Source organism: Methanosarcina sp., from assembly GCF_049706645.1.
Classification (GTDB): domain Archaea; phylum Halobacteriota; class Methanosarcinia; order Methanosarcinales; family Methanosarcinaceae; genus Methanosarcina.
Window position 1 is genome coordinate 58,092 of the sequence record NZ_JBNAKP010000020.1, and the last position, 13,176, is coordinate 71,267.

The 13,176-nt window shown below is 37.9% G+C and carries 12 protein-coding genes; 6 read left to right on the forward strand and 6 right to left on the reverse strand.

Translation table 11 applies throughout. The features are described from left to right. Positions 1–387 precede the first annotated feature (387 nt). Entirely contained in the window at positions 388–1,596 is a 1,209-nt protein-coding gene (locus tag ACPK8D_RS08460; RefSeq protein ID WP_424717411.1) for an AAA family ATPase, read from the forward strand. A gap of 144 nt (positions 1,597–1,740) precedes the next feature. Here the strand turns inward: ACPK8D_RS08460 and ACPK8D_RS08465 are convergent, their stop codons facing one another. After that, entirely contained in the window at positions 1,741–2,220 is a 480-nt protein-coding gene (locus tag ACPK8D_RS08465) for a hypothetical protein (RefSeq protein ID WP_424717412.1), read from the reverse strand. Positions 2,221–2,642: 422 nt separating this feature from the next. After that, positions 2,643–3,050 carry a DUF1699 family protein gene (locus ACPK8D_RS08470; RefSeq protein WP_424717413.1) on the reverse strand — a complete coding sequence of 136 codons (408 nt, stop codon included), beginning with the start codon at positions 3,048–3,050 and terminating at the stop codon, positions 2,643–2,645. A 740-nt stretch (positions 3,051–3,790) separates the two neighbouring features. On the opposite strand from ACPK8D_RS08470, the gene ACPK8D_RS08475 reads away from it, so the two are divergent. The 3 genes from ACPK8D_RS08475 to ACPK8D_RS08485 all read left to right on the forward strand — a co-directional run bounded on the left by ACPK8D_RS08475 (position 3,791) and on the right by ACPK8D_RS08485 (position 6,628). Then, positions 3,791–4,864 (forward strand): NosD domain-containing protein, encoded by a 1,074-nt coding sequence (locus ACPK8D_RS08475; protein WP_424717414.1) that lies wholly within the window; start codon positions 3,791–3,793, stop codon positions 4,862–4,864. Positions 4,865–5,201: 337 nt separating this feature from the next. Further along, positions 5,202–5,771 (forward strand): pentapeptide repeat-containing protein, encoded by a 570-nt coding sequence (locus ACPK8D_RS08480; protein WP_424717415.1) that lies wholly within the window; start codon positions 5,202–5,204, stop codon positions 5,769–5,771. Between the two features lie 356 nt (positions 5,772–6,127). Further along, on the forward strand, positions 6,128–6,628 hold the full coding sequence (locus ACPK8D_RS08485) for an inorganic diphosphatase (RefSeq protein ID WP_424717416.1): 501 nt from the start codon (positions 6,128–6,130) through the stop codon (positions 6,626–6,628). A 103-nt stretch (positions 6,629–6,731) separates the two neighbouring features. On the opposite strand, the gene ACPK8D_RS08490 is transcribed toward ACPK8D_RS08485, so the two are convergent. Beyond that, positions 6,732–7,049, reverse strand: coding sequence for a hypothetical protein (locus tag ACPK8D_RS08490; RefSeq protein WP_424717417.1), 318 nt, complete (start codon positions 7,047–7,049; stop codon positions 6,732–6,734). On the opposite strand from ACPK8D_RS08490, the gene ACPK8D_RS08495 reads away from it, so the two are divergent. Beyond that, positions 7,040–7,243 (forward strand): hypothetical protein, encoded by a 204-nt coding sequence (locus tag ACPK8D_RS08495; RefSeq protein WP_424717418.1) that lies wholly within the window; start codon positions 7,040–7,042, stop codon positions 7,241–7,243. The genes ACPK8D_RS08490 and ACPK8D_RS08495 overlap by 10 nt on opposite strands. 575 nt (positions 7,244–7,818) lie before the next feature. Here the strand turns inward: ACPK8D_RS08495 and ACPK8D_RS08500 are convergent. From ACPK8D_RS08500 to ACPK8D_RS08510, 3 genes are all read right to left on the reverse strand, one after another. Further along, the gene (locus tag ACPK8D_RS08500) at positions 7,819–7,947 is read right to left on the reverse strand and encodes a hypothetical protein (protein WP_424717419.1); all 129 of its coding nucleotides are present in this window, start codon (positions 7,945–7,947) and stop codon (positions 7,819–7,821) included. Positions 7,948–8,259: 312 nt separating this feature from the next. Further along, the gene (locus ACPK8D_RS08505; RefSeq protein WP_424717420.1) at positions 8,260–8,679 is read right to left on the reverse strand and encodes a hypothetical protein; all 420 of its coding nucleotides are present in this window, start codon (positions 8,677–8,679) and stop codon (positions 8,260–8,262) included. 507 nt (positions 8,680–9,186) lie between these two features. Continuing rightward, positions 9,187–10,350, reverse strand: coding sequence for an amidohydrolase (locus tag ACPK8D_RS08510; RefSeq protein ID WP_424717421.1), 1,164 nt, complete (start codon positions 10,348–10,350; stop codon positions 9,187–9,189). Between the two features lie 640 nt (positions 10,351–10,990). Between ACPK8D_RS08510 and ACPK8D_RS08515 the strand changes: the two genes are divergently transcribed. Next, positions 10,991–12,712: a PKD domain-containing protein gene (locus ACPK8D_RS08515; protein ID WP_424717422.1), complete on the forward strand. Its 1,722-nt coding sequence runs from the start codon at positions 10,991–10,993 to the stop codon at positions 12,710–12,712. Positions 12,713–13,176 lie beyond the last annotated feature (464 nt).

Consider the following 13,176-nt stretch of genomic DNA (forward strand, 5'->3'; position numbering starts at 1 on the left):
GTATCTATGCTCATACAGATACCATAAAATTATCTAATTAAATATTATAAAAATTAATAGTAATATTAACTCAGGTATCATTGGTGCAGACCGAATTAGTTAAAGCAGGGTTTGGAACCGGAAGAGTAGAGATCAAAATCAAGAGTCAGGATTAAGAACTGAATCAAGAATCGAAATTAAGAAGCAAGGATCAGAATAAGGAATCAAAATTGAAAACCTGAAAATCACCTGTTTCTGCACGAATTATTTCAGACCAGAAGTTTTGAGAAAATTGACAATGTATACTAACTTTCAAACTGATCAGAGTCATCCTGAGATTTGAGTTAAATATTAAAGTATCGAGATATTTTGAGGTATGATAGAGATATCGAAGTATCGAGGTATGATATGAGGTATCTGGTATTTTTGAGGGGAATACCCGGCTCCGGCAAATCAACTTTTGTCAGGGAAAATAACCTTGAACCTTATACTATTTCTTCAGATAGTGTCAGGCTGCTCCTTAAGCCGCCTGTACTGTCTGTCACCGGAAAGCCTGTAATTTCTCAAGAGATCAATCGCCGGGTCTGGGGGCTTATCTACTCTGTCATTAAATGCCGTATGGAAGATGGGGATTTCACAGTCCTTGACGCAACGAACGCAGGAAATGCCGATATTGCGAAGTACAGGAAGCTTGTCAAAACCTACAGGTATACAGCTATATGTGTTGATTTTTCGGATATTCCCCTTGAGATTGCAAAGGAAAGAAATATGAGAAGGCCGGAGTACGAAATTGTGCCTGAAACTGTAATTGACGAGATGTACTCCATAATAAACAGGCAGACTGTGCCATCATTCGTTAAGGAAATAAAGCCGCACGAATTTTATGAAAAACTCCGGTATAAGCCTGCCGACTTTTCCCACTACAGAAAAATCCATCACATTGGAGATATAAACGGGAATTATCCGGCTCTCATGCAGTTTCTTGCATGCGGGCTAAATGAAAGTGACCTGTATATTTTTCTGGGAGATTATGCAGGCAGCGCGGTTGAGAACGCTGAAAATGCTGAAAATGCTGGAAATGCTGAAATAATTAAGTTTCTAATCTCCATTATGTGCAGAGATAACGTGATCCTGCTCGAAGGAGATCATGAAAAAGGTCTCTGCAAGCTTGCAGAAGGCGAAGAACAAACTCAACTATCCGGGTTCGCGGATACCCTTTATAGTGTGCCGGATATGAAGCAGGCAGGCATTACAAAGAACGGCATCCTCAGTTTACATAAGAAATTGAGGCCATGTACTTACTATAAGTTCCATAACAGGTGCGTGCTCGTAACTCACGGAGGCCTGAGCAGTCTTCCTGAAAATCTAATTTATATCGGAGCCGAACAGATGATTAACGGTGTGGGCAAGCCCGAAGACGCATATCTGGTTGCTGCAAGCTTTAACAAAAACGCAGATGAGAGCACATACCAGGTTCATGGCCATAGAAATCCTGAAAATCTCCCCATTGAAAATGGCAGGACATTCAATCTGTGCCCTGGAAAAGAAGATTTCCTGAGAATCCTCACTCTTGACAGAGAAGGTTTTCATAGCCAGGAGATTAAGAAAGAGATGTGAACCTGTCTGCTCTCAAGCCGGAAACTTAACTTTTTGAAGGGTAATTCCTGTATCCCGACTATAAAAACCATCGAGAATACTTTTGAGATCGCATCTAAGACCCTTTGCAGGAGCCAGCCTGAGTCCCATCCAGAAGCTTGCTTTTTAGCCTTCTTGCTTTTTTAGCCTTAGATTCATAGTCGAGTCTATCTGATCATTAACCTTTTCCACATAGTCAATTGTAAACTCTTGAGGACTTACGAGCTTAATTGTAAAATCCTCTCTAAACTTTTTGCCGTCCTTCAGTCCGTCATATTCCCCTTTAAGGGTATTTTCGTCGGACCAGGAAGCTATATGATCGTGTGTTTCAGCCATGTTGGTAATGCTGTAAATATGCAGTTTTCCGGTCTCTTTATCGAAGCCGAAAAGGTTATCCAGCTCATAAACCCCCATTCCTTCCACTTCGAACCTGTTTGCTGACTTCAGGCCCCAGCCGCCTGCAGCTTTGCTAAAATCCCACTTTCCTTCCAGTTTCATTACACTCCCTCCGGTTTTTATGATCCCTTCTACAGACCAGTCGCCAAGAAACACGTGGAGTTTCTTTACTTCAGGAGGAATCGGATACATTTCACTAATAGTAGGCATAACGTCCTCTCCCCATATACATTGGCTATGCTGTCAGGCAATATCTAACTTATGTTGTAACCTGAGTACACGGCTTATCAAGTTAAGAAAATACCTGCTGGAAAAATATGCTTTAGTTTATTTTGGACTGACTGAACAGGTACAGATTTTAAAGATATAAAAATTCAAATTCGAGGATTTCAACAAAATATTTGAAGCGTTCCCGTGATAAAAACTTGAAATCTCCCTGGAAAGCTTCCTGAAATGAAAAGTACAGGCTAAATTTTAAGCCAGGGGACTTTCCAGAGTTTAATAAATGGAAGATTTAAGCTGGAGATCAGGTAACAAACACAGGCACTTGAAAGGGCTCAGACCTTTCGTACCATTTTTCGGTAGGGCCTGATTTCCAGAAAGAATTTAGGGGCAATTTATCCTGCACGGACTCAGGCAGGTGCTTCCTTATTCATAATATAAGCAACCATTTCAGGATTGATTTTGCTTTCCCTTGAAATCCTTGCTTCGATGTCTGCACTGGATTTACCTTCGACTTTCATTTCCCTTATTTTCTCAATAACTGAGGATGGAATGGTGTAGTACTCGTTTATATCCTTCCTGTGGCCCCAGACATCGCCTTCGATGAGCTGGATTTTTTGCATCTCAAGAAACATTTCTATAGATTTTGAGACTGTACCCATATAAGATTTGGGTAACTGAATTACGTCAATCTTCGGGCAGGTTTCAACCAATCCGAAAATGTCCTTGTTCGAAGGCCTGAAAGCCAGATGAACAACACGTTCATTAGGGTTAAGTGTAAAGATTTCTTCTCTTGAGCTAACGACTCTAATTTTCATGTTTTTCCCCCACGGTGAAATTTTTTTTATGTTTTTACATTGATATAAGCTACTTACACTGACTATAAATATTTATCTTATAGTTCCACTATTTTTTATATAGTGTTCTGGCTCTCTTGCTTCCGTTATTGTCATCCAATTAACCAGATGGATGAGTTAACTAAAAGGGTGGCTGGAATTTAAGAAATTTAGTCTGGAATTTAGAGACTAGAACTACTAAATAAAAAGTAGCTTAATCAATTAATGTAGTCTGATTATTTATTTATAAGTGATAGATGATAATTAAATGGGATGTTCTGGAATAATTAAAACTTAGTAGTCAATATATAGAAGCATAAGTAAAATTATATAGTAATGTAAATCATATAGATTACAGGTTATTATTACAATTTAAACGGCTCAAAACCTTTATCTTCTCCAAATAAAGTGCTGTAACTTCATTAAGAAACAACGAATTCAAAAACAAGAACATTGGGTTGCTAATTACATGATAACTGATTAAATTCCGGAGAATCAGTTATCAAATAATCAGTTAAATTCTTGATAATTAAGTCCCTGGCGATTAGTTAAAGTGAATATAACAGGGAATTTTATTGACATCAAGGAACTCTATTGACATCAAGGAACTTTATTGGCACCAGGGAACTTTACTTAAGGAACTTTACTGGTTTAAGGAACTTTACTGGTACTAAGGACTTTATCGGGGTTTTGTCTTGCAGAAAACAAAGAAAATTATGTTGGTGGTATTAGCGTTAGTGCTTGCACTTCAAGCCATGGCTGGCAGTGCTTCTGCTGCAACCATTTACGTTGAGCCTGAAGACTCGATTCAAACGGCAGTAAATAATGCACATTCGGGGGATACAATCGTTGTAAAACCGGGAACGTACGCAGGAGGCATAGAAATCTCAACTCCAAACCTGACTGTAATGTCAGGCAGTCCTTATAAAGCAATAGTTAATGCTGAAAATAATGCCTTCAATATTTATGAAAGTAATGTTGTAATAAAAAACTTTGATATAAGAGGTCCAGGGAAATCTTCAGGTGTTTGCTTCTCGTTTAGCCGTAACGAATTTACGAATGGGGCTTTTTTCTGCACGGTTCAGAATAATAAGATATCTAATTTTAGCATGGGTGCAGATGTTGGTTTTTATATGTACAGTGGAAGTGAATATATTCTCAACAATGAGATTTCCAACTGCGAAACCGGAATATATGCCTTTGACCTTATGTTTGAAACCCTGACAATTAGTGGAAATCGAATTACAAACTGTGATAACGGATTATATCTTGTTGGTGCCCTATGTAACATTAGCAATAATCATTTTAACAATACTGTAAATTTGAATGCGCCTGAAGGAACGGGAAGTATCCTGAATACTACAAAAACAGCCGGGAAAAATATTGTAGGCGGCCCCTATCTGGGTGGCAACTATTGGGCAACCCCCTCAGGCGATGGTTTCTCACAGACCCATTCCGATACTGATGGAGATGGTTTTGCAGATGAACCATATAAACTGGATGATTCCTATAATTCTGTTGACTATCTACCTCTTATACCTTTGAAAACCCCGGTTGCAGCTTTTTCAGCATCTCCTACCTCAGGAAAAGCTCCGTTGAAAGTACAGTTTGCTGACAAAAGTACAGGCTCGCCAGCTTCATGGAAGTGGAGTTTCGGAGATGGAACGTATTCGACAGCCAAAAACCCTGTGCATAAGTACAGTAAAGCCGGGAAATATACTGTTAAGCTAACAGTAAAGAGTGCAAAAGGCAGTAATGCTAAAACCACGTCAGGATACGTTATAGTTAAAAAATAAATTAATATATTAAGTTGAAGAGCCAGTATAAAAGGTTAAGTCCAGGGTAATGATGCGAGATCTTAGACACAAGTGCATAAGATCCTTCTTACCGATCTTATATATAATGGCAGCTTATCTAGAGAATGTTAAGCTGTTAAAATGATGTTAAAATTTGTGAATATATATATTGGCTTGCCTTTGAATAATGGACTTTTATCAATTAAGATTGCTGCCATTTTGCAGGCATATAGATTCATTTATAAACGAGATAATTTTTATAACTGGATCTTGAAGAGCAGAAGATATTTTCAAGGCATGGTAACGTTTATTTTAATTAGGTGACGATTAATTGTATATGGTGGTTAAGGGGAGAAAAGACCTTAGAGGAGCGAGTCTTCAGGGAGCTGATTTTAAAGGAGCCGACCTCGAAAAGGCTAACCTCATAGAGGCGAACCTTAGAGAAGCTAACCTGGAAGGGGCTAACCTTAAAGGAGCTGACCTTTTTGAGGCGAACCTTAAAGAGGCCCATCTTGAAGGAGCTTATCTTATATGGGCTGACCTTAGATGGGTTCAGCTTGAAGCGGCTTACCTTGAAGGGGCTCATCTTGAAGGAACTAAACTTGAAGGAGCCAATCTTGAGAGAGCGGATCTTAAAAAAGCTAACCTGGAAGGGGCTAACCTTATAAACGTTAACCTTAGAGGAGCAAATCTTAAAGGAGCTAACTTTAAAGGAGCGAATCTTGAAGGAGCTATCCTTGAAGAGGCAAACTTTGAAGCCGCTTTCCTTGAAGAAGTTTATGGCCTGTCACCTGACCGGCTTTCTAAAGTAAAAACCCTTTATAACGCAAAATTAGACGAAAAATTCTTCATGCTATTAAAAGAGAAGTATCCTGCCCTTTTTGAAAGACCTGATTATAAGGAATAAGGGGATATTACCAAAATTTCCACCGGGCTTTTAGTTTTGCTCATTCACTCTGTGGAAGCAACATCCAATGTAATTTCAGTGATGACCTGGTCATATCTGTACAATGTTTAAATTCCGATGAGCAGAAGCGATTGCAGATAAAGAATTTGCACATTATCCTGCCGGACCCTATAAAAAGTTATCAAAGGGTGTTTCAAATCTATTTTTGTGCATCTCTTCATATCAAGAAAATTAATCACATGAGGTCATGTTTTAATAATATAACCCTATCAGAACACATAATCTATGAGCGCATAAACAATTGCAATCATTATGAAGCAATATTTAATAACCATTAATAAGCAGGAAGTGCTTGCATGACTGAACGACAGGTCGAAAGTGTACTTATCGAGATTCCAAAAGGAAGCCGAAACAAATACGAGTATGATAAAGAAAAGAAAGTGATTAAATACGACAGAATGCTTTCTTCTTCAATGGTATATCCCTCGGATTATGGTTTTTTCCCCGATACCCTGGCCCTTGACGGTGACCCTTTAGATGCTATGGTTTTAACCTGGGAACCTACTTTTCCGGGTTGTGTAATAGATGTACATCTTGTGGCATTATTTGACATGGAAGATGATAAAGGAAGAGATCAAAAGATCCTCTGCGTTCCAAAGAATGATCCTATGTGGAATTATATTGAGACCGTTGACCAGGTACCGCCTCATCTGTTTAAAGAAATTACACACTTCTTCCAAAATTACAAGAAATTAGAGGGCAAACACGTGAATGTTTTCGGTTGGAAAGGCCTCGAAACAGCAGTCACTATACTCCAGGAAGCTAGATCCCGATATATTGAGCAGAAGAAACAATGAAATCATCAAATCAGTGAATTTAATCGAGAAGTCATCATTTTTGCTTTTACGTCTGGGGGGACGTAAAAAGTATACTGCCTGGAAGTATACATTATTAAAAACTTCACCTGATCTCTTCTGATGCCTGCCGGGTACGCCCGAAAACGATTCTCAGCAGTAGAAATACAGCCATAGAGACCCCGGCGTAGCCCAGGACTCCAATATTCCGGACATTCATGTTTGAAAGCGGCACCCCGATTAACCCCGCGAGACTAAGTATACCGCTGACAATCATAAGAATCCGAACCGTTTTCTCCAGCCGGCCGTTTTTGAATACCGGGGCGGCAAAGAGCATTGAGAGGGCAAAGAAAAAGTCCCAGGCAAGTATGTCCAGTGTATATACTACGGACGGCCACCTGAAAGAAAAGAATAGTGAATCCACGGGAATCCCGCAGCTTCGATCTGGCGGCTTACAGAAAGGATGACGAAGTGGACACTGCAGGTAATGCCCGCCATAATGATCATAAATGCCAGCGCAGCCAGACTATACATTCTGGTCTCGGGCGAGGCATAAGCGTGAACTGCTATCATCACAATGACCATCAACGGCGCTGTCACGACGATAAGCAATTCTAATATGGAGAAGTAGGGATCACCGATCGGGTCCTGGGGTGACTTGAGTGAGAAAAATCCAAGAACCAGCGTAACCGCGTATGCTATAAGGAGGAAGCACACGACAAAAGCTGCAAACCTTCCCGGCATGTAATGTTGTCTGGTGAAACCTGCGTGTGACATAGTTCAACTCCCTTTATTGCTGTGTTACTTGCCAGGTTTATCAACCGTATAAGTTAGCCCTTGGGATTTACTGGTCCTAAATATCATGTTAATAATGAGGTTGTCTATTTTTAATCCTTGTATAGAAATGGGGATCTATTCAACCGTTAGCAACACATACTCATATTTGAATCAAGGTTTTATAGGGTTCTTATTGGTGCCCATTATTCGCAATGGTTATTATTGCGAAAATAGTTCCCACTTAGATTCGAACTCAGAATCCCCATCCTGTGAATCGCTATACAACCGCACAAGCAAATACTACAAGAGATGGTCCGAGCGGTATCCTACAAGGGATGTTCATGATAGCTTTTGAAATGGAATGAACTGACCTATTGTCTACAGCCACTTTATGGAGTATGACCTTATTTCGAAACTCAAGCGACTGGCCTGCCAGGTGGCCTTTTTCCGCAGACAAACAGACAATTTATATTCGGGCTTGCAAACACATCCACTATTATTTTTTCAATCCCGAAATTCGGCAAAACATATCCCGCACATTGCATAGTTCTTAAGTCCCTACTCACTGTAGTAAAAGGCAGGCGTTACCACAGCTACACTTAAATTCCACTTCGGCTCATTCTGAAACTCAAAATTTGCTTCTTGAACCTTACATCCCGCATAATCGAGTAAGTCCTGATCGTGAAACAATTACGGGAATTGTTATGAGTAAAAGTGAAATAGCTTTTGCGATAAGCTAATTTACTAAGGACAAACAAGATTGAAAAAATTATATACTTTTGAAGGAAAAAAGTAAAAAAATTCGTCTTTTTATTTCAACTATCGATTAACCTCCTTTTAGATCACACTGTTTGGATTTATTCATTATATAGGAGACCCTCACTACCGCTAAATTTTGGCGCGCGTAAACTAGTTTCCGTTATCATCCACTTTACTCCTTTAAACGTTCCAGAGTAATCTGGATTCACGCCTTCGATAACGCTATCTCCCCTGATTCTTGCAACTGTCTTTATACCACAGTTAATACTATCTATTAAAATATGGTGAGTATAGTAGACACATGTTTTTCGAGTACCCTTGTCTATTTCTTTTGTTGGCTTAAATCCGAAATGTTCTCTGATAACATCATCAGTTACAGGATATTGTTTTCTGGATAAGCTTTTAAGCTCTACAATAAGCGTATGTAACATGCTGTCATCCGGGGTTTCTTCGATCTTTTCGACTACTGTTTTTAATTTTGCCAAATTGGCTTTTTTTATCTCTTCACTAGTTGCCATAGCAAATTATCTCCTGTAAAGATTTTCTAACATAATTATAGAAGTGCAACGTGTACCGTTTTCTGAAAGAAGATAATTCAGGACTTTGAAAAGTAATCATTTTCAGCAGTAATAATTTCTCTAATATCCGTAATTAATTAAACGACCCACAGATATAAATAAATTAGCATGTAGAGCATAGGAAGCATCACCGAGAGATTTATTTTATTTCCTCAAAAGCAATCTTTTTATTAAGATCTCTTCTGTCCATTCTGCAGATTAGCAGCTTCAGGATATGCAATTCTAACACAAAAGGAATGAAAAGAGAATTCGCAGCAATGTATCAAAAATTGTGTGTAGCCAGGATCCAGGATATTATCAAGAATGAATATTCCGGACTATATTAACGAAATTATTGATATTCATGGAAACCGAAATATAAGCAAATCTATTTCAGAGACATTTTATTAAAAAAGGAAATGGATTAACAGCTACTTATTTTGGCACCTAACTTTCCTTTTAAGCATTTCATTTTTCTGCCTTATAAGCAATCTCACCATCTACTAAAACCATGTGAGTGGTGGAAAATGTATCAAACGGGTGGCCGTTCATAATGACGAGATCAGCGTCCTTGCCCTTTTCAATACTGCCAACCCTATCGTTTATGCCCAGTATTTTGGCCGGATTTATGGTTATTGCTTTGAGAGCTTCGTATTCATCCATTCCGTCTTTAACCGATAGCGCAGCACACAAAACAAGATACTGGATTGGGATTACAGGGTGGTCTGTCATAATTGCAACCATTATGCCGTTCTTTGATAATAACCCCGGATTCTTAAAGCTCAAGTTTTTAAGCTCTATCTTTGTCCTCCCAGCGAGATTGGGTCCGACTATACATGGATATTTTTCTTTTTTAAGTTCATCAAGCATTAAGTATCCGTCAGTTACATGCTCTAATGTAAGCTTCAGGTTGAACTCCCTGGCGATTCTGATTGCAGTATAGATATCATCAGCCCTGTGTGCATGAGCTTTTAATGGAATCTCGCCTTTCAGGACAGGAATAAGGCTTTCAAACTTTATATTGTATTCAGGCCCATCTTCGTTTTTTGCAGCAGATATCTCTTTTTTAGACATGTATTCAGCTGTTTTAAAAAGGACCTCTCTTAAAATAGCTGCTGTTGCCATTCGGGTTACTGGAGTCTTATTCTTTTCTTTATAAACTTTTTTGGGGTTTTCACCAAAAGCAACTTTCATTGCAACAGGTGCTTTGATTATCATATTGTCTATTCTTGTACCACAGGTTTTTATTGCAGCAAATTGTCCGCCAATAACATTAGCACTGCCAGGACCTACTGCTGTTGAAGTAACCCCGGAGCTTAACGCTTCGCTGAAGCTAATATCACAAGGATTTATTCCATCGATTGCCCTGAGCTGGGGTGTAACCGGATCAGTATCTTCGTTAGCGTCTGCTCCTTCAAAGCCCATAGAGTCCTCAAAAATTCCGACATGTGAGTGCGCATCTATAAAGCCCGGAAAAACAAGTTTGCCACTTGCATCGATTATATCGCCTGCTTCTTCGTTTATTCTGCCGATCTCTACTATCTTTTTATCCTGTATTAGTATGTCCGCATTTTCTAATATTCCGGCATCAGACATTGTATAGATTTTTGCATTTTTAATTATTTGTTTCATAAAATTCCCCTTTCTGTAATTCCCTTTCTCTAATTCCTTTCTGTAATTATGTTATCTTATACTGGTCCATATGACATAGATTAATATAATTTTTTAGTGAATATAAAAGTTAAACCCCTCTAGAAAAAAGGATCTAGTAAGACATTTAAGAGAAGTTTGTAGTAAGACAGTTAAGAGAAGCTTGGGAATTAACTATGTAGAAATACTGAATCCTTATCACTGCGAACTTGCTATAATATAAACGTTCAATAGAGAACTCAAGAACTGATTTTATTTTTCTAAAAACTACTTATGTAGAAGGTCCTAACAAAAAGTCTTATTCTTTTTTATATAGGTTTTTAGGAATGTGATTTTTGTCATAATTTCTTCTACGACCCAATATATTCTCAAACATATAAACAGGCAAATCTATAAATATTTTCTAAAGCTAAACCTGGCATACTGTCTTAATTAATTAATGATGATGGGTGCTGACAATGTAAGCAGAAAATTATATTATAAATTGGTTCACAAAATTTTAACTGTTTTCCAATGAGCATTGCAGGTGCCTGTGAACCTTAGTAAGTATATAAAGCGATTATATTCTTGACCATGTTCCACACAGGATTTAGAACGTTATTTAGTCGAAAGGAGCCAGAGAATGGACAAAAATAAAGAAACGAAGGCGATATCCCAATTTGCCGGGTTACTACTTTGTATATTGTTAATTCAGAGTGCGTTTGCGGCAGAAAATCAAAATCAGTTCACTATGGTTTTCATCAATAACTCAACGTCTGAGAATGCAACAATTGAGAATTCGACGATGGAAAATTCATCAACTGAAAATCCAATAATTGAAAATGCAACTATTGAGGACCCAATTGGAGAAAATACAACTATTGAAGATCCAATAATTGGAAATACAACTATCCAGAATTCTATATACCCGCCTTACAGTTATTCATATTTAACTGCAGGATACAGCACTGAGTTCACTGTGAGTTTTACTAATAATGGTAATGAAAGTCTACTTTTAACGCCAAAAATCATAACTACAAATGAGACTAACAGCCTGAATGAAAGCTGGATTATTATATCACCAGCAAATGCAACGGTAGCTCCGCACTCAGCACAATATTTTACAATTGAAGAAAATATCCCCTGGGATGCAGCGGGCGGATATAATACAAACAAAATAGCTTTTACTGATGATATTGCGCCCTATACAGAAGGGTACTACACTGATATTGAATATGTCAATCAAATGTACTTGTACACGTATGTCTATGGTCATCCAAAGATAGAGCTTCAGACAAGCTATATTTCGGATACCGTTGATGCAGGTACGGAAAATGAATATAAAATAAAAATAAAAAATGTAGCACCAAGAGATATTACAATAAATCCGACACTGAGTACACCCGATGAATATAATACATATCAAAAACAAGCATTTGGCAACGATGCAATCAAAATATTTGCACCTTCAACTATAAAAGCAGGTGAGATCGCTAATATAACCATAAGGGCTAATGTCCCTGAAAATGCAACAGGAACTTACAATAATTACATCGACATGAATGTTAATGGAAGAGCTAATGATGGATCTGTCCCACAACTAAGCCTTAATTTCAAAGTCTGGAAAGCTCCAGCTCCTTTCGTGAAAACTTTTTACACTTCTACCGATACTCCGATAACGATCGAAGTTTCAGGTAATATGTATAGCTCCGAGACAGGATACCGTGTTTCACAAAAAAAGGATAAGCCACCATTTGAACTGGGACTGACATGTAATTCTATCCCTGTCAATATGACTTTTGAGGAATCTGCTGAAAGTGGCGGTGCCGAGATTCAAGATTATTACTACTACTATTACTCAACGTGGGCAGATGAATATCAAAGAGTCTATCGGAACATCAATGACCATTACGTAGCAACCTATAAAGCACCTGGAGCAATCGGAGAGTGGCAACTTACCATACTTCCGAAAGGTGTCAGGAACTTCCAATATTTGATAAAGATAAAAGAAAATAATCGAGAAGAAATATGGAATGTAACTAGCGAAAATATAGATTCTGGAGACTCATCTACAGAGAATGTAATCAATGAGAATGCCTCAACAATATCTACAGAAATGCCGGTTGCAGACTTCAACAGCAACGTTACTCATGGTAGTTCTCGTCTCTCTGTGCAGTTTACAGATCTATCAGAAAATGCTACAGAATTCTGCTGGGATTTTGGAGATAATACATATTCAACAAGCAAGAACCCTGTACACACCTATGACAAAATGGGAAAGTATACAGTCAGCTTGACCGTAAAGAATGAAAACGGAATAGATACAGAAAAAAAGAGCAAGTATATTTGGGTGTCCAAAAAATAAGCATTTAAGTAAAAGTAATAAAAAGGAGACTAAATTGGCTCCTTTTACTCTTTTTTTCCTGCTATTGAGCCGATCCCGAAATTAATGTTAAAATTATGAATTGATTTTATTACAAATTATTTTTATTAAGATTTACTTTTATTATGGTTTACTTTTATTATGGAGCTGATCCCAAAACTCAAAGTTGAGTCACCTAATTTCAAATCTCCAATAACCAATCGAGTTTCCGGTTACGAAATTTGTTCTGAAATTCTTATTGATGTGAGAAATAAACTTGGTTTTGGGATGGGCTCATGATTTACTTTTATTATAATTTACTTTTATTTAATTTACTTTTATTATAATTAGGACTTACGCGGTTGAGGAATGAAATCAAGTACATGTGGCCCCATCATAATTCTTGAGATTTAGACAGTTAAGTTTTACTGTTGCTGTTTTTCAGTTCAACCGCGTAGGTCCTAATA